16 protein-coding genes are annotated in these 17864 nt (G+C 33.9%); 14 read left to right on the forward strand and 2 right to left on the reverse strand.

Annotated features, from left to right (window positions below; translation table 11 throughout):
* The first annotated feature begins 8 nt into the window (after window positions 1-8).
* The 10 genes from FORMA_RS05865 (at window position 9) to purD (ending at window position 11146) form a co-directional block, all read left to right on the forward strand.
* Window positions 9-1010, forward strand: coding sequence for an O-antigen polymerase (locus tag FORMA_RS05865; protein ID WP_197500750.1), 1002 nt, complete (start codon window positions 9-11; stop codon window positions 1008-1010).
* Window positions 1007-2029 (forward strand): hypothetical protein, encoded by a 1023-nt coding sequence (locus FORMA_RS05870; protein WP_069674781.1) that lies wholly within the window; start codon window positions 1007-1009, stop codon window positions 2027-2029. The genes FORMA_RS05865 and FORMA_RS05870 overlap by 4 nt, the downstream gene beginning before the upstream one ends.
* A gap of 55 nt (window positions 2030-2084) precedes the next feature.
* Entirely contained in the window at window positions 2085-3257 is a 1173-nt protein-coding gene (locus FORMA_RS05875; RefSeq protein WP_157506041.1) for an O-antigen ligase family protein, read from the forward strand.
* Between the two features lie 249 nt (window positions 3258-3506).
* Window positions 3507-3815, forward strand: coding sequence for a hypothetical protein (locus FORMA_RS05880; protein WP_069674783.1), 309 nt, complete (start codon window positions 3507-3509; stop codon window positions 3813-3815).
* Window positions 3816-3861: 46 nt separating this feature from the next.
* Window positions 3862-5130, forward strand: a complete 1269-nt coding sequence (locus FORMA_RS05885; RefSeq protein WP_069674784.1) for an oligosaccharide flippase family protein — start codon at window positions 3862-3864, stop codon at window positions 5128-5130.
* Window positions 5131-5270: 140 nt separating this feature from the next.
* A complete protein-coding gene (locus FORMA_RS05890) occupies window positions 5271-6365 on the forward strand; it encodes a hypothetical protein (RefSeq protein ID WP_157506042.1) in 1095 nt (364 codons plus the stop codon).
* Complete coding sequence (locus tag FORMA_RS05895) at window positions 6343-7458, forward strand: glycosyltransferase (protein WP_069674786.1); 1116 nt, start codon at window positions 6343-6345, stop codon at window positions 7456-7458. The genes FORMA_RS05890 and FORMA_RS05895 overlap by 23 nt, the downstream gene beginning before the upstream one ends.
* Before the next feature lie 65 nt (window positions 7459-7523).
* Window positions 7524-8513 (forward strand): UDP-glucuronic acid decarboxylase family protein, encoded by a 990-nt coding sequence (locus FORMA_RS05900; protein ID WP_069674787.1) that lies wholly within the window; start codon window positions 7524-7526, stop codon window positions 8511-8513.
* Window positions 8513-9871, forward strand: coding sequence for an exopolysaccharide biosynthesis polyprenyl glycosylphosphotransferase (locus tag FORMA_RS05905; protein WP_069674788.1), 1359 nt, complete (start codon window positions 8513-8515; stop codon window positions 9869-9871). The genes FORMA_RS05900 and FORMA_RS05905 overlap by 1 nt, the downstream gene beginning before the upstream one ends.
* 3 nt (window positions 9872-9874) lie before the next feature.
* Entirely contained in the window at window positions 9875-11146 is a 1272-nt protein-coding gene (purD, locus tag FORMA_RS05910) for a phosphoribosylamine--glycine ligase (protein ID WP_069674789.1), read from the forward strand.
* On the opposite strand, the gene FORMA_RS05915 is transcribed toward purD, so the two are convergent.
* Window positions 11141-11368, reverse strand: coding sequence for a DUF6341 family protein (locus tag FORMA_RS05915; RefSeq protein WP_069674790.1), 228 nt, complete (start codon window positions 11366-11368; stop codon window positions 11141-11143). The two genes, purD and FORMA_RS05915, sit on opposite strands and share 6 nt — an antisense overlap.
* A gap of 82 nt (window positions 11369-11450) precedes the next feature.
* Between FORMA_RS05915 and FORMA_RS05920 the strand changes: the two genes are divergently transcribed.
* The 3 genes from FORMA_RS05920 to FORMA_RS05930 are packed head-to-tail and all read left to right on the forward strand — an operon-like array spanning window position 11451 to window position 14076.
* The gene (locus FORMA_RS05920) at window positions 11451-12398 is read left to right on the forward strand and encodes a DUF6427 family protein (RefSeq protein ID WP_069674791.1); all 948 of its coding nucleotides are present in this window, start codon (window positions 11451-11453) and stop codon (window positions 12396-12398) included.
* A 39-nt stretch (window positions 12399-12437) separates the two neighbouring features.
* The gene (locus FORMA_RS05925; RefSeq protein ID WP_069674792.1) at window positions 12438-13046 is read left to right on the forward strand and encodes a DUF4254 domain-containing protein; all 609 of its coding nucleotides are present in this window, start codon (window positions 12438-12440) and stop codon (window positions 13044-13046) included.
* 7 nt (window positions 13047-13053) lie between these two features.
* A complete protein-coding gene (locus FORMA_RS05930) occupies window positions 13054-14076 on the forward strand; it encodes a glycosyltransferase family 9 protein (protein ID WP_231924972.1) in 1023 nt (340 codons plus the stop codon).
* Here FORMA_RS05930 and FORMA_RS05935 read toward each other — a convergent pair.
* Window positions 14073-15128, reverse strand: coding sequence for a ferredoxin--NADP reductase (locus tag FORMA_RS05935; protein ID WP_069674793.1), 1056 nt, complete (start codon window positions 15126-15128; stop codon window positions 14073-14075). The genes FORMA_RS05930 and FORMA_RS05935 overlap by 4 nt on opposite strands.
* Before the next feature lie 213 nt (window positions 15129-15341).
* Between FORMA_RS05935 and porW the strand changes: the two genes are divergently transcribed.
* On the forward strand, window positions 15342-17858 hold the full coding sequence (gene porW / locus FORMA_RS05940; RefSeq protein WP_069674794.1) for a type IX secretion system periplasmic lipoprotein PorW/SprE: 2517 nt from the start codon (window positions 15342-15344) through the stop codon (window positions 17856-17858).
* Window positions 17859-17864 lie beyond the last annotated feature (6 nt).

Here is a 17864-nt window from a genome sequence, read left to right on the forward strand (position 1 = left end):
TGGAGAATATGGGAAAAGAGTTAACAGGCGGAGCAGTTGGAGTAATTGCATCTATATTATATCCTTTTTCTTTTTTAGCACTTCTTGTTACAATTTATAACTATAAAATTTTTAATAAAACGCACCTGTTTTTAATAGTAAGTTTTGGTCTCTACCCAATTATAGAAACCTTTTTTATGGGAGGGAGAACCATTATTGCATTACTTGGTACGACCATTATTATTGTAAGTTATGCCAGCTTTTTTAAAAACACAACGTTTACTATTGTAAAATTTAAAGTTTTAAAAACAACATTAGCTTCGTTGCCTAAATTTCTATTTAAAAAAAAGGTGATAATTCCTTTGGCAATAGTGTCACTTTTGTTTGTATCCTATTCCATAAAGGTTTTAGACACACGATTAACACGTTTTAATTATGGAGATACTGTGTTTAAAGTTTGGGAACAAAAAGACTACCAATGGGTGAAGTTTGATAAAGATTTCAAAGAAGCTTTTTACTCAGCTCTCCCCAATGAAAAAAGTCGAATGTTGGGTCTTTTTAGCTTAAAACATTACTTTGCTCATGGGGTTTTTGAATATGTAAGACTAGTAAACGACCTTGAAAAAACCACGGGTTATCACTATGGCCAATATGAGTTTAATGTGTTTTTTAAATTTTTTAGAGTTTTTGGCGCCCCTCTGAAATCATTTGACGAACTCAACGACATAGTAAAAAGAAAAGCAGTTTATCAAACTTTCTTTGGGCCTTTTTATATTGACTTTGGTTTATTTGGTATAGTGCTTTTGTTTTTTTGGGGGCGTTTTTCAAAACGAATCTATACACATGCAAAAAGAGGACACACTCAATATATTATTTTTTATGGATATCTTTCCACAATCATCATCACCTCAATTTATTTGAATTTTTTAATGGGGTCATCATCCTATTATTTATTTACTTTTTTTATTTCATTATTAGTTTTTAAGTACTGGCCAAATAATTTGACCTTCATTGCAAAGCATAAATTATGAGATTCGCTTATTTACTTTTTAGTTTAATACTTTGCTTATCTTGTGTGGATTCTAAAGAAATAATAAATATAGTTCCCCCAGAAGAAACACTTAATGTTGATGACAGTGAGTTTATTATTCACCAAACCTTCACTAAAGGAGATGTAAGGCGATATGGTGTTTTTCCAGAACAAACTATATCAACAAACGATTTCAAAAATGTGCTCAGTCTTGCCAACCAAGGGCTGCCAATTTATTTTCCTCCAGGATATTATAATACTTCTGTTAGTTTGGAAAACACCTCAAATGTTACAATTAAATTTGATGAGGTTATTTTGGCAGGATACCTTCAAATTACTAATAATTCAGAACGCATTAAAATCAACGGTTCAGTCACTATTTTAGACAAACTTTTTATTGTCCAATCACATGATATTTCTTTTGAAAAAGTTATTGTAAAATCCAATCAAACCCAAAATATATATGAGCAAAAAAATCGCGGTGTTAGTATTTACGCTGGAAGTAAGAATATAAAATTTGATTCTCTTTTCATTAGTGATACTGGAGCTACAGGGGATGACTTTTTTAAGCATACAGCGGCATCTTTACAGATTCACGGTTGGAATGACAACCCTAAAAATATTCAGATTAATAAACTGGAAATTAATAACGCAGGCAGAACAGCACTTTATCTTACAGGGCAAAATCATAAACTAAACAATATTAAGATTTCAAATTTTGGATTGGGCAGTAATGAAAATATGTTTGGCTTAGATGATGCTAAGACTGGAGAAGAAACAGTTTTTTCAGCTCTTTGGATAAACAAATGTAATAACTGTGAGATAGATTCGTTAGATATATATAGTACCACCCCTAACAAGCGGGGATATAGTCTAAGATTGGATGAGGGGAGATACCATGAGCCAACGTTTATTAACAATATTAGAATGAGTGGTTCAGCAAAACAATTACCAATTTTTGATGATCAATTAACAAATATTTTAGTTAAAAATGAGTATTACGATCAGGAGCTTAATTAACCAACGATCTAAATTATTTTGTATCGTTGTGGCCATCATTATTTGCTCATTTCCATTGTCTTATGCAGTAAACAACATCGCCTTATATTTATTAGTACCAATATTTTTTTTAGACAGTAAAGCAAATATTACAAAAAAATTAAAAGCCCTAAAAACACATAAAGCTTCAGTATTATTCATAGCATTTTTCTTGGTCCAATGTGTTGGATATTTTTATTCAGAAGACAAAGAATTTGCCTTAAGGAGGATTGTAGTTTTGCTGCCTTTATGCCTTATCCCTCCCATCATGTTTTTAGAATCAATAACAAAAAAGAATGTGCTAAAACTTTTATGTTTCTTAAAATATTCAATTGTTATAACATTTATTGGCCTAATTATAAGTCATGTTTTTATTTTACAGCGCACTCTAAATACATTTGTGCATTTTACAATTGAAGAGCAGTTAGGGGTTAGTCAGTTCTATATAGCGTTTATTGTTTTTCTTCCAATTTTAATTTCATTAAAATCAATTCTTGAGCAAAAACAATTGATCCTGCACACTATTTTACTATGTATATCCGTGGGGGTTTTATTTTTGCTAGGGAACAAAACGATATTGTTTTTTCTTTTTGCTTCATGGATATATTTTATCACATCGTTGTTTTTAAAACGAAAACAAAAGAACGCTTATTTTTTGATGATAATTGGATGTGTTTGTTTGTTTGCAGCAATGCAAACCCCAATTTTAAAAAATAGAATAAATGTGTTTATTAAAACAACAGATTTGAACCTTGAGACCATTATTACAAAAAATAAATACACGCAAACCAAAAACACATTCGAACACAGGTTGCTTATTAATTATTTAGCGTTGAAAGAAATCGGCCAATCATTACCCTTTGGAGTTGGTACTGGAGATTTTCAAAGCGCATTAAAAAAGCAGTATAAGACAATTAATTTTAAAGCAGCATTAAAGGGAGAACTAAACAACCACAATCAATATTTATCGGAATTTCTTAAAACAGGTTTTTTGGGAGGGATCTTGTTTTTGTGGCTTCTATTTTGTTTATTCAAAAAAATAAAAACAAAATATTTTTTTTATCCATTTATTTTAACCTTTTTTAGCTTTGCTTGCGTTGTAGAATCGTATTTAGATAGGCAACATGGTGTTGTCATTTTTGCCGTTTTAATTCCATTTTTGTATGTGTTAGATAAAAGTTTAAATACTATGGCTTATAAAACTAATTAAAAATATTATTTATGAAATCAATTTTATTTTCCTGCATCATTTTTCTTTCTTTCTATTCTCGGGTGTAAAGACATAAAAATCAAATTTTTAGAAATAGATGATTTTGGCTCTGGTGATAAAAAGTACCAACACAATCATGCAGCTCTTTCAATTGACGGGTGGAACAATAATCCAGAAAATGTACAAATTGACAAGGTACACATCAAATCAACGGACCGTCATGGGGTTTACATTACTGGGAAAGATCATTTGATAGGTGAAGTTTATATAGATAAGTTTGGTGTTGGCAGTTCAGAGCATATGTCTCCAATGCAAGACGCAGTCAAAGGAGAAGAAATAGAGTTTAAGGCGCTTTGGGTCAACAAATGTTATAATAGTTATATTGAAAAAGTTGTCATTAATGAGAAAGGTAGCAAAGCAAAATATACAGCTCATTTTGACTATGGGGATAAAACAAGGCCTTTTACTATTGGAGTATTAGATATAATTAATGATAATCCTAACATAAATATTTTAGAAGACAATAACAATGGAGTACTAATAGAAAACCAACAATAGTTGATAAAATTATGAAATCAATTTTATTTTTTAAGAAAACGATTTTTTGAAAATAGTCGCCCGCATAAGAAAACATAGCTTCTTTGTCTTAGTATTTACCATAGCCAAGGCAACGGTTTATTTTGTACCTCTATTTTTAGCAGATGTATTATCTCGTACTGATTTTGGTATTCTAGAATATGCATTGGCGGGCTTAGGGATGATTGTTAATACAGTAATCAATCTAGGTGTTCCAGGAGCTTATCCATATTTCATATTAAGAGAAAAAAGATTAGAATTACAACCGTCGTTTAAACTCCATGTGTTGGTGTTGCTAATACCATTTGTGATAAATCAAATTTTGTTTTTTTTCTTTGAATTGAACATCAATTTTTATTTAGCATTCAATGTGTCGTATATAATTGCAAATCAAGTATTTTATTCAACTCAATTAAAGTCCCACGAAAAATCAATAGTTGCTGTAATTTTAGATTCAGGGCTTTACATTGTTCTGTTAGTATATTACATTTTTTCACTACTTGGGTTGGTAGCAATTAGTATTAATGCAATTAATGTATTTATAATATTATATGCTATGGGTTATGTGTTTTATAGTATTTATAATTTCTTTAAACATAAAAATCAAATATTAATTGATGGATATAAAATCATTTTAAGCTTTAGTGTTCATCTTTTAATTTCTACTTTTTTAATATTTTTAATTACGACCTCAGGCAGAATATTGGTAGAATACTTTTTTGATTTTGAGGCTGTAGGTGTATACGCTTTTTATTTTAGGTTGGCAGCAATTGTTGTAATGATTTATCAAGTAATAAATATTCTTTTTTTCAAGAAAATTTATACGCTGAGCCCTTTATTGTTAGATGAGTATTACTTCAAATTTTTTCTGTTTATATATACACTTTCCGTACTAATTTTTTTCATTTCACCATACATTGTTGGAGAATTCTCAGACTTTTTTACGGACACTTTTCAATCCTACAAAAACATTTATTTTATATTATCTGCTCAGATGGTTGTTTGGATTGCAACTGCATTAAATTCGAGTATCATTGACAGGGAAAAACTCGCCGCCAAAAACAATATTAAATTTTTAGGATTGTCGGTTGTAGCGCTAATTGTTTTTTACTTTTGTAGAAATCAAATGGATTTACAATTTTTGGTACTTATACATTTCACTATAATATCAACAGCCTGTCTTATTCAATATTTTAGTTTATATAAAAAAAATATAATTTTTAGAAAATCTGCGCTCACGATCGCATCATTATATTTATTTACTATTGGGTACTATTATTTAATTTTATGTCCGTGAACTATCTTAACATAAATAAGCTGTTCTATTTTAGTCTGATATTTGGAGTTGTCATATGGTTTTGTGTGTTTGTTACACTTCCTGTTCAAATTGTTGAGCCCATTCAACCCAAAACAACACTATTTATCGTTGCTTGTTATTTGAGCTTGATATTTGGATTTGTAACGATTAATCTTAAAAAAAAGGAAAAAGAGGTTTACAATCAGGTAGAATTGATTTCAATTTTATATAAGATAATCATTATTACAGCACTTAGTTTTTTGGTGCGCTTTATTGACCTGTTTTTTGTTCGTGAGATGACATTATCAAACAGTTACGCTTTAAACAGATCTTTGGTTGGGAGTGGTTTTGAGTTTGTACAAATTCCTTTTAAAATTGCCTCCGTATTAAAAGCTCTTTATTTTTTTCCAATAGTAATTGTAATAAGTTTAAATCTTCAAAACAAACGATTAAAAATTCTCTCTTTTGCACTTCTATTTTTGCCCCTTGTAGAAGCACTTTTGTTAGGATCTAGAAAGCCTTTTTTTGATATTGCTATTATTCTAGTTTTTTCAACCCTAGTTTTTACAAAGATTAAATTAACAAAGAAGAAAATTATTTTGACTCTTTTTGGAGCAATATCATTATTTATAGTTACAAATCTTTTGTTATTTAAAAGAGAAGCAAAAGAAGGGAAAAATATATACAATGAGATTTTATCTGCTAGATATAACGATTTATTAAAGCCGTCAAAAAATATTGAGTTGTATATTTTATCAGACAGCACTTCTGATTTAAATAAGCGGACAGCTTTGACATTTCTTCATTTAGGACAATATATTACTCATGGTTTCTTTGAGTTTAACCATATTGTAAAAGGAAAACCAATACCGCTAACCTATGGCTCTTATACCTTTAGTCCTTTTGGCAGACTATTTAATAAAGGAAATATTAACACCTCTCCAAGAGAATATGTTTACATAACAACTTTTGGAGCTCTTTTTCTAGATTTTGGCTGGTTAACTCCTCTTTTTATGTTTGTTTTTGGTGGCTTTCAAAAGATTGTATTTTTAAATGCAAAAAACAACTTTATTTGGCTTCCATTAGTAATTTATATCATAATTATTAATGTATTTTTGTTAATGTTTAATTATTTAAGAGGCGCTGGGATTTATCCTTTTGTAGCATTTACAATAATCCTTTTATTGCTAAAAAATAATTTAATTAAAGTTAATGAAGAGAGCATTAGTTCATGATTGGTATTATGTAAATGGAGGCGCCGAAAAGGTTGTTCATTCAATAAACAATGTTTGGAATGATTTAGCCCATTTTTCTTTAATTGACTTTTTAAATAATGAGGATAGAGAATTTATTTTAGGAGGCAAAACAGTCAAAACTAGCTTTATTCAAAACCTGCCTACCGCAAAGTCAAACCACAGAAAATTTTTACAACTTTTCCCTAAAGCAATGGAGCGACTTGATTTAAAGGAATATGACCTAGTTCTATCATCTTCTGCATCAATAGCCAAGGGTGTTTTAACTAATCAAAATCAACTACACATATGTTATTGTCATTCACCAATGCGATATGCTTGGGATTTTTATCATCAATATTTAGAAGACTCAAATTTCAACACGGGCATTAGGGGGATGTATGCAAAATGGGTTTTAAATAAAATAAGAAGATGGGACTACAACAACAATAAGAGCGTTGATTTTTTTATTGCGAATTCTAAATATATACAGAAAAGAATAAAAAAAAACTATAATCGAAATAGTAAAGTAATTTACCCTCCGGTTGATATTAGTAAGTTTAAATTAAAAGTCAAGAAAGAGGATTTCTTTTTTACTGCATCGAGGTTGGTTTCATATAAAAAAATTGAAATCATAATTAGGGCATTCAATGAATTACCCAACAAAAAATTAATCATAGCAGGATCTGGGCCAGAGGAAAAAAAACTAAAGAAAATAGCCAAAGATAATATTGAGTTTTTAGGGTATATTGAACCATCTAAATTAAAGGTTTACATGCGAAACGCTAGAGCATTTGTGTTTGCTGCCGAGGAAGATTTTGGAATAGTTCCAGTTGAAGCTCAAGCATGCGGAACCCCAGTAATTGGTCTTGCAAAAGGCGGTTTATTAGAAACGGTCAAACATAATTATACAGGTATTTTATTTGAAAATCAAACAAGTCAATCAATCTTAAATGCTCTGAAATACTTTGATACGCAATCCTTTGAGCCTGAAATAATTAGGGCTAGTGTAGAAAAATTTTCAAAAAAACGATTTGAAAAAGAAATCAAAGACTTTGTAGAATTAAAGTCCAAAGATTTCTTCCGCACAAAATAATACTTATCTGTAATACTCCCCAAACCAAACAATCTAATTATATTTGGCATGACAAATAAATCTTTATGTCCAAAACCGTTCTTATCACTGGCGCCGCAGGCTTTTTAGGATCACACCTCTGTGATCGTTTTATTGCTGAGGAGTTTCATGTTATTGGGATGGACAACTACATTACTGGAGATCAAGACAATATACATCATCTTTTTAAGCACCCCAATTTTGAGTTTATAGAGCATGATGTTACAAATCATATAGATATCGCCCAGACTATAGATTATATCTTACATTTTGCTTCTCCTGCCAGCCCAATTGATTACCTTAAAATCCCTATTCAAACCCTGAAAGTAGGCTCGCTTGGGACACACAATTTATTAGGTTTAGCAAAAGCCAAAAACGCCCGTATTCTTATCGCCTCGACCTCAGAGGTCTATGGCGATCCACTTGTACATCCACAGTCAGAAGAATATTATGGTAATGTCAGCGCTATTGGCCCTCGTGGGGTTTATGACGAAGCCAAGCGCTTTCAAGAAGCATTGACCATGGCCTATCATCGTTTTCACGGGCTGGAGACTCGGATTGCCCGTATTTTTAATACCTATGGCCCTCGTATGCGTCTGAATGACGGCCGAGTGATTCCCGCATTTATGGGGCAGTCGCTTAGAGGGGAAGACCTTACGGTATTTGGAGATGGCAGTCAAACACGTTCGTTCTGCTTTGTAGATGATTTAATTGAGGGCATTTACCGATTGCTTTTTAGCGACTATACACTGCCTGTTAATCTTGGCAACCCCGGCGAAATTACCATTTCAGAATTCGCACAAGAAATCTTAACTCTTACAAATACCAATCAAAAAATAAAATATAAACCCCTCCCTAAAGATGACCCATTAAAACGCCAACCCAATATTAGCTTAGCAAAAAAAATATTAAATTGGGCACCTAAAGTCAATCGAAGTGAGGGCATGAAAAAGACATTAGAATATTTTAGAACATTACCTGAATCAAAACTTTTTAAAGTCGATCATAAAGACTTTTCTAAACACATCAAACGCTAGTGAGCAGTTTCAGACAAGGACGTTATTCGTGGCTGATTAAGCCTATTTTTCACACCATTGATCTAACAGTAATCAATGTGGTAGCGGCTTTGTGTCTCTTTCCTCAAGCATTTTCTTTAAGATATACCGTGACTATTTCTTTGGGCTGGGTTGTTACAGCCCTTATTTCAAAATTTTATGAAGTTCACCGTTATTCAAGCGCTCTTCGTGTCTATAACCTTTTAGTACGTCAAGCGTTGTTTTTTTCATTACTGGTGTTTGCCTATGAAGGAGTTTTTCCACAATCTAACCTTAACCCAGTTCTGATTTTAAGATATATTATTTTCTGTTTTCTTTTTATATCATTGTTTAAGTATCTGTTATTTTTTCTTTTAAAGAATTATAGAGCTTATCTAAAAGGGAATACACGAAGAACAATTATTCTTGGAGACAGCAAAGAAGCAAAGGATCTTGAGTTGTTTTTCAAGAATAATCCTGAGTCAGGCTTTATTAACACAAAAACCGTGTCCTTTAAAAAAAGAGAGAAGATAGACTTAAACACACTTTTTAGTTATATCAAAGCTGAAAGTGTTGATGAAATTTACTGCTCACTTTCTGAAATAGAAGCTGTTGATGTGAAAGCGATTACAAAATTTGCAGACAATAATTTGAAAGTTGTCAAATTCGTCCCAGAGCAAAATACTGTCCTCAACCAAGACCTAAAGCGCGATTTTTACGGGATGGTTCCTGTCTTAGAATTCAGAACCATTCCTTTGGATGATTCTTTCAACCTAGCCCTGAAGCGACTGTTTGATATTGGTTTTTCTTTGCTGATTATCGTTCTAATCCTGTCTTGGTTGACCCCCTTATTAGCACTTCTCATAAAGATTGAATCTAGGGGGCCAGTGTTCTTTTCTCAGCTTCGAAATGGCTATAATTACAAGTCATTTACTTGTTTTAAGTTCAGATCAATGGTTATAAATGATAAAGCAAATGTTATTCAAGTATCAAAAGCGGACCAAAGGATTACTAAACTGGGCAAAATTATGCGTCAAACCAGTATGGATGAACTCCCCCAATTTTTCAATGTGCTCATAGGCGATATGTCTGTTGTTGGGCCACGACCACATATGCTAAGCCATACAGAAATGTATGCCAATAAAGTTGATAAATTTATGGTACGTCACTTTGTAAAACCGGGGATTACGGGCCTGGCACAAGTGAGTGGATATAGAGGCGAAGTAGAGACGGACAAAGATATTATTGGTCGGGTGAAATACGATATTTTTTATATAGAAAATTGGTCTATATTTTTGGACCTAAAAATTATTATTCAAACTATTATTAAAGCCATTAAAGGCGACGAAAAAGCATATTAACCAATGAACGTTTTAGTATTAGGATCAGGAGGAAGAGAGCATACCTTTGCTTGGAAAATTGCAAAGAGCCCATTGTGTGCCGACTTGTATGTAGCGCCAGGCAATTCTGGAACTGCATCAATTGCAACAAATTTAGATATTTCAGTTACTGATTTTGAAGGCATAAAATCTGCAGTTTTAAGCCATAACATAGAAATGCTTGTTGTGGGCCCAGAAGACCCTTTGGTGAATGGCGTACATGATTTCTTTTTAAATGATGATGCTTTGAAACATGTTGCCGTAATTGGCCCTCAAAAAGCTGCTGCTACATTAGAGGGAAGTAAAGAATTTGCTAAAGAATTTTTATTTCGCCATAATATTCCCACTGCGGCCTATCAAAGTTTTACAGCTAATGACCTTGAAAAAGGGTTTTCTTTTTTGGAAACACTTTCACCACCTTATGTCTTAAAAGCCGATGGTCTTGCCGCAGGGAAAGGTGTTCTAATTATTGATGATCTCGATGAAGCAAAATCTGAACTAAAAAACATGTTAGTGGATTCCAAGTTTGGCGCCGCAAGCAGCAAAGTTGTTATCGAAGAATTTTTGGACGGCATAGAGCTGAGTTGTTTTGTGCTTACAGATGGAATACATTATAAGCTATTGCCAACGGCAAAAGACTACAAACGCATCGGTGAAGGTGATACTGGCCTCAATACTGGAGGTATGGGCGCTATCTCTCCAGTTCCTTTTGCTGATGAGGTCCTTTTGAATAAAATTGAAGAACGCATTGTAAAGCCAACTATCGAAGGGCTTAAAAAGGACAAAACCCCTTATAAAGGATTTATTTTTATCGGATTAATTGTAGTTAATAACGAACCTTTAGTGATCGAATACAATGTACGAATGGGTGATCCAGAAACCGAAGCTGTTTTACCGCGCATTAATACAGATTTGATGGAGATTTTTATTGCAATTAAAAATCAGAATTTGAATACAATAAATTTAGAAGTCAATCCAAAAACAGCAACGACTGTTGTGCTTGTGTCTGGTGGCTATCCTGAAGCCTATGAAAAAGGAAAAACAATATCGGGGTTTGAGAATGTACAAGAGGCGATAGTTTTTCATGCTGGAGCACAACACAGCAATGATGAAGTTGTGACTTCTGGAGGCCGAGTGATGGCCATTACAGCTCTTGGATTAGACCACAAAGAAGCCCTCAATAAAGCTTACAATGAGATTTCAAAGATAAAATTTGAAGGTATGAATTTCAGAAAAGACCTTGGATTTGATCTATAAATAGGAGTGTGAAGAAATGCTTTTATCCTCTTCATTATTGTCATTGAATGACTTAAGCTGGAGCATCCAATACGTAAAGCTCACCACGAGGATAGCTAAGAAAACCCATGAAACGAGATTCGCCATCCACCAATTTTCGAGCTCAACCTCTCTTAATACATTAAAAGGAACAAACAATACGGTTTCAAAAAATTCCTGAATTCCATTAAAAAAATCTTTCATCTTATGGTTTTAAAAGTTTTGTTCTTGTGGGTTAGCACAGAATAAGCTTATATTTACGTTGCAAATATAAGTAACACATAAGATGATTACAAGCTTTTTTAGAACATCTAAGCCCTTACACTATTTAATTTTTTTAGTGTTGTTTTTTGCGATTTTTGTCTTTCAGTCTTTTTACAACCATAACATCAATCAATCTCCCATAAGTTACCTCACTCTTTTTGGTGTTTTTTTCCTGTTTTTAGTAACCTTTTTTGTTTATGTTTTTATCATCACAAAAAATGACTTAACCCAAAAAAACAGTTTTGCTGCACTTTATCTTTGCTTGTTTATTGGAATCCTACCGCAGTTTTTTTTAACACCTATTGTAATGCTATCCAATCTTTTTGTTTTATTAGGCCTAAGACGAATATTCAGCTTAAAGAAAAATCTAAATACAAAAAAGAAGCTATTTGATGCTGGCTTTTGGATTGCTTTAGCAACTATTTTCTATCCTTGGTCCGTACTGTACTTTGTCCCTTTATTTGTCGCAATATTAATGATCACTTCAGATTATTTTAAAAACACTTTTGCCGTTTTTTTTGGCGCTTTAAGCGTAAGCTTAACAGCGTTTTTTTTTATTTTTTTTTTAAATAAGGATTTTGATATTTGGCTCAAACAGATGCCACAAATCAACTTAGACCTCTCAATTTATTATGATTTGATCACTTTTTTTCCTTTAGCAATATTGCTAATATCATCTTTATGGGGAATCTCTAGTTTGTTCAATAAAATGGTATTTAAAACATCAAAATCCCGTTTTGTATACTTTATTTTATTTTCTGCTCTTGTAATCGGCCTTATTATTCCATTGGTTTCAGAAAACAAATCAATGGCAGATTTTATTTTTTTAGTTTTTCCCTTGGCAATTGTTATGGCAAATAACACAGAACAGACCCATTCACAATGGTTACCAAGCGTTTTTATTTTACTTCTTTTTGGGACAGCTGTACTCAAAACAGGCCTCAATATTCAGAACCTTCTTAATTTTTAAGTCAAGATTTACACTATATTTGCAGCATAATTATACACTATGTTTTCCAAGAAAGCCAATACAATTTTTCAAGATGTAATTGCCACTTATAAAAAGGCGGATACTGTCGATCAGCCATTTCACAACAAATATGATAAAGACCAGGACCTCATCGGTCATTTATTGTACAGAAAGTGCTGGATCGACACGGTTCAATGGGCTTATGAAGATATTATTCGCGACCCCAATATTGACCCTGTTACAGCTTTAAAACTAAAGCGCATGATTGATGCTTCAAATCAAGACCGAACCGATACAGTGGAATTTATTGACAGCTATTTTTTAGAGTTATACAAAAAGGTTCAGCCAAAAAGTACGGCCAAAATCAACTCTGAAAGTCCAGCTTGGGCAATTGACCGCCTTTCTATTTTAGCGCTTAAAATTTACCACATGCACCTCGAAACGGTACGTGCTGATGCTACAGGCGAACACAAAGCAGCCTGTCAGAAAAAGTTAGACATTTTATTAGAGCAACGTCTGGATCTTTCTACTGCCATAGATGACCTTTTAGGGGCTATTGCCAATGGCGATAAATACATGAAGGTGTACAAGCAAATGAAAATGTACAATGATGACGAACTAAATCCTGTTTTAAGAGGAACAAAATAATTTATTCTTGCGCGAGGACCCACAACATATACTGGTCATTAGATTTTCATCTTTAGGGGATGTGGCGATGATAGTTCCTGTAATAAGTGCCCTTATTAAAAGCCACCCAAATGCAAAAATAGCTGTACTCACCAAGACTCAATTTACTCCTCTTTTTAAGCATCTGCCCACTGTTGAGGTTATTGGAGTTGACTTGAAAAAACAGTACAAAGGACTTCTTGGCCTGTTCCAGCTTTCTAAAAAAATAAAGGCCCTTAGAGTAAATGCAGTTGCTGATTTACACTATGTTTTGCGGACCAAGGTACTGCGCATTTTACTTCCCGGGCTCAATTGGGCCATTTTGGACAAAGGACGTAAAGAAAAAAAACAATTAATTACAGGAAAAATATTTAAACCCTTAAAGCCTGTTGTCGAACGTTATGCTGATGTATTTCGTCAACTTGGGTTTGACCTCTCATTAAGCACACCAGATTTTCCAATAGCTCAGCCACTTTCCAAAGAAATTCAATCCCTATTAAAAGAATGCCCACAGCCCTATATTGGAATTGCCCCGTTTGCTGCCTACTCTTCAAAGACATATTCTTTGGATAAAATGAAAGCGGTTATAGATCATTTTTCTAAAACTGGCGCTACTGTTGTTTTGTTTGGAGGCGGACAAGCAGAGGTGCAAAAGCTAAATGAGATTACGAATTTATTCCCAAATGTAATTTCGGTGGCTGGCCGACTTTCCCTGGATGATGAGTTAAAATTAATTGGCCATTTAAAAGCAATGCTGGCTATGGATTCAGGCAACGCGCACATGGCGGCTTTAATGGGTATACAGGTCCTGACTTTATGGGGAGTTACTCATCCATTTTCTGGGTTCAAGCCCTTTAATCAGTCTCTTAAAAATTGCTTGGTTGCAGACCGAAATAAATTTCCAAGAATACCGACTTCAGTTTACGGTAAACACTACCCAAAGGGTTATGAAAAAGCGATAGATAGCATTTCTGAAAAAGACATTATAGCGGCTATTGAAAAAATAGTCTAAACATCATCAAAATCGATATGTATAACAGCTGATGTTGGAACGGCTTGACAACTAAGCACAAGGCCTTCTGCGACTTCACCATCTGTAAGAACACTATTTTGACGCATTTCAGCAGTTCCTTTTGTGATCCGGCAAATACAGCTACTACATACTCCTCCTTGACAAGAATAAGGGACATCAACATCATGCTTCAGTGCGGCCTCAAGAATGGTTTGCTCTGAATTTACACTAATTTCTGTTGTTTCATCATCTACCAAAACAGTAGCTTTGGTGGGGCCACTAGGTATCGAAACTTGGGCTTCAGCAACTGTTGTTGTAGCAGTAAAAAGTTCGAACAATATATCATCCTCAGACACATTGTGTTGCAAAAGAACTTCTTTAACGGTATGTATCATTTTCTCAGGGCCGCACAAATAGAAGGCCGATGTTTGATCAATATTAATTAGATTCTTTAAGCTGTAATTTGTATTTCCTTTATCAATTCTTCCAAAAAGCGCGCTCTCACCTTGTGCTTGACTGTATACATACTGAAGCTCAAAACGAGTTGGGTATTGTGTTTTCAAATCGTGAAGCGTTTTAAAAAAAATTGTTTCTTCAGGTGTTTTGTTTCCGTAAACAAGAACAAACTTTTGGCTAGTGTTCGTGTCCAATACAGTTTTCAAAATACTCATAATTGGGGTTATCCCGCTTCCTGCAGCAAAAGCGACAATAGTGTTTTGACGATTAGAATTTGTTGTATATGTGAAGCGGCCTTTTGGAGGTGCTACAGCGATAGACTCCCCTACTTTAAGTTCTTGGTTAGCAAAAGACGAAAATATTCCATTTTCGATTTCTTTGATGGTAACGGTCAACTCATTACTTCTAGGGCTTGAGCTAATAGAGTAGTCACGGCGTATCTCTTGACCATCAATTTTAGTTTTTAAGGTTAGATACTGGCCCGCCTCAAAGGCATATGTGTTCTTTAATGATTCCGGGACATCAAAACTAATGCTTACTGCTTTAGAAGTTTCACGCTGAATTTTGCTTATAACAAGGGTGTTAAATGTAGCCATCTATTTTTATTTGGAACAAAAATACTAAAGTTTGAAGATGAACTTTAGTTAACATACCGCCAAAATTTTTGTTTTTTGTGAAAAACGTAAGTTCTCAAATTATACTAAATTCAGGCAAATAGTTAGATTTATTCAAAAAGATGAGTATTTTTACAGACCTTGTATACAATTTATAGATAGTTTTAAGTTATAAACATCAAAAACGTCCCAGAGTTGAGACAGACATTCAAATATATTCTAAGTTTTTCAGCAATTGCATTTATTTTTACGAGCTGCTCGCAAAAAAAAGATAAATTCATCAACCGCAATTGGCACTCTCTAAACACAAAGTACAATATTTTATATAATGGAAATCTAGCACTAGATGCAGGGCTTAAGGATATTGAAGACTCATATCAAGACAATTACTGGGCAATTCTACCTGTAGAGCGCTTGAGCTTTTCCGAAGATCTTTTTTCAGAATTCAACAATCAAAATGCGAATTTTGAACGCGCTGAGCAAAAGGCTATTAAAGCGGTTCAAAAACACGGAATGAACATCAAGGGCAAAGAAAAAAACCCTCAAATTGACGAAGCATACCTCCTTCTGGGCAAGTCGCGCTATTACAGTGGACGATTTATACCAGCGCTTGAAGCGTTCAATTATATTTTGTTTAAATACCCTGGTAGTAGTAATATTAACTCAGCTAAGATTTGGCGTGCAAAAACAAATTTACGTCTAGAAAATGAAGCTACAGCCCTAGAGAATTTAAAAGCATTAATTGAAAAAAAGCAATTATCGAAAGAGGATCAAGTAGATGCCCAAGCGACTTTGGCTCAACTCTATTTGAATACAAAACGTGTGGACTCAGCTCTTTTACATCTCAGAAACGCCTACACGCTTACTAAAAGCAAGCCTTTGAGAGGTCGACTCCATTTTATTGAAGGCCAAATTTTTAATGAACTTGGTAAAAAGGACAGTGCTGATCTAGCGTTTCAAAAAGTTATTGAGCTAAAGCGCAGCGTTCCTATGGCGTATCGAGTAAATGCGTTTTTGGAACAGATTCACAATTTTGATTACTCCAATGGCGATCGTGAAGAACTAAGTACATTATTGTCTGATATGGAAGACAACAGAGAATATCGCCCATATTTGGACCGTATCCACCACACAATAGCAAAGCACCATTTGAAACGCGAGAATGACTCTCTTGCCATTGCTTATTTCAACAAATCTTTAAGAACAGATTCCAAGGATACTTTCTTAACAGCATTGAACTACCACAATATTGCTGACCTCTATTTTGATGACTCAAGATATACAAGAGCAGGCACATATTACGACAGTACTCATGTAAATTACAAGAAGAATTCAAAGCCTTACCGCGCAGTTAAAAAACGGCTGGACAATTTACAAGACGTCATTTATTACGAAGCTATTGCGCAGGCAAATGATAGTGTTTTAAATCTTGTTGCTATGTCAAAAAGCGAACAAGAAGACTATTTTGAGAGGCTCATCAAAGAATTAAAAGCTGAGCAAGAACAAAAAAGTACTGCACAAAACAACTATATAAATCCCTCGACAAGCTTTGGATCTAAAAATGCATCAAGTAAAGGAAAGTTTTATTTTTACGAAACGGCAACAGTCGCTTATGGTAAAAATGCATTTGCCAATGTTTGGGGGAAACGTCCGCTGGCGGATAATTGGCGATGGTCTAAAAAAACAATTTCTGGTGAGGTATCAAAATCAATGGCCTCTAAAGCAGAGGGAGAAACGAATAAAGATATTTTAACCGTCAGTTATTATTTAAATCTAATACCAGCAGATTCTGCTCAAATCGATAGTATTGCCAAAGAGCGAAATTTTGCATACTACCAATTGGGATTGATTTATAAAAACAAATTTAAAGACTATCAGCGCTCTGTAGACAAATTGGAAGCCCTTCTTGATCAAACCCCAGAAGACCGCTTGGTTTTACCCGCAAAATATAATCTTTATAAAGCATACACATTGCTTCCAAATTTAGGACTAGCCACGCAGATCAAGGATGAGATTATACGCGATTACCCCACCTCAAGGTATGCCCAAATACTCAAAAACCCAGCAGCGGTTTTAGCTGGCGATGAAAAAGGACCAGAGGCTGTATATAAAGCTCTTTTTGAAAAGTTTGAGGCCAGTGCTTATCAAGAAGTGATTGACTCCTGTGCTAATGAAATCATTCGATTTGAAGGGGATGAGATTGTTCCTAAGTTCGAATTGTTAAAAACCAGCGCAAAGGGGCGTCTCTATGGGTTTGGGGAGTACAAAGAAGGCCTCAATTATATTGCATTGAATTACCCTAATAGTCCTGAAGGCAAACAAGCCCAAGAGTTAATAGATAATGTGCTTTCAAACTTAGAAAACGACGATTTTAAAAATTTATCTGAGGGTAAAAATTTTAAAACGATTTACCAATTTAACGCTCAAGAGCAGGAGCTTATCAATACGTTTAAAAAGGAACTTGCCAAGGTACTTGAGGACGAAGAGGTCCTTAGTTTGAAGGTCTCTGAGGATGTGTTCAATAAAAATACTACATTTGTAGTTGTTCATGGCTTGAGAAGTATTCAAGGGGCAAGAGGATTTGCGGAGTTAATTGACATAGAAGACAATGAAATTTTAGCACAGCCAAGTTTTGCAATATCATCTGAAAACTACAGGATACTTCAAATACACAAAGCCCTTGATCGATATTTAGAAAAGCGAGAAAATTAAAATTAT

The organism is Formosa sp. Hel3_A1_48 (genome assembly GCF_001735715.1).
Classification (GTDB): Bacteria; Bacteroidota; Bacteroidia; order Flavobacteriales; family Flavobacteriaceae; genus UBA3537.

What these genes read in the sequence shown, in the direction of transcription:
- FORMA_RS05895 (WP_069674786.1), top strand. Translation starts at nt 6,343, where the DNA reads ATGAAGAGAGCATTAGTTCATGATTGGTATTATGTAAATGGAGGCGCC.
- FORMA_RS05865 (WP_197500750.1), top strand. Translation starts at nt 9, where the DNA reads ATGGGAAAAGAGTTAACAGGCGGAGCAGTTGGAGTAATTGCATCTATA.
- FORMA_RS05870 (WP_069674781.1), top strand. Translation starts at nt 1,007, where the DNA reads ATGAGATTCGCTTATTTACTTTTTAGTTTAATACTTTGCTTATCTTGT.
- FORMA_RS05925 (WP_069674792.1), top strand. Translation starts at nt 12,438, where the DNA reads ATGTTTTCCAAGAAAGCCAATACAATTTTTCAAGATGTAATTGCCACT.
- FORMA_RS05915 (WP_069674790.1), bottom strand. Translation starts at nt 11,368, where the DNA reads ATGAAAGATTTTTTTAATGGAATTCAGGAATTTTTTGAAACCGTATTG.
- FORMA_RS05920 (WP_069674791.1), top strand. Translation starts at nt 11,451, where the DNA reads ATGATTACAAGCTTTTTTAGAACATCTAAGCCCTTACACTATTTAATT.
- FORMA_RS05900 (WP_069674787.1), top strand. Translation starts at nt 7,524, where the DNA reads ATGTCCAAAACCGTTCTTATCACTGGCGCCGCAGGCTTTTTAGGATCA.
- FORMA_RS05935 (WP_069674793.1), bottom strand. Translation starts at nt 15,128, where the DNA reads ATGGCTACATTTAACACCCTTGTTATAAGCAAAATTCAGCGTGAAACT.
- purD (WP_069674789.1), top strand. Translation starts at nt 9,875, where the DNA reads ATGAACGTTTTAGTATTAGGATCAGGAGGAAGAGAGCATACCTTTGCT.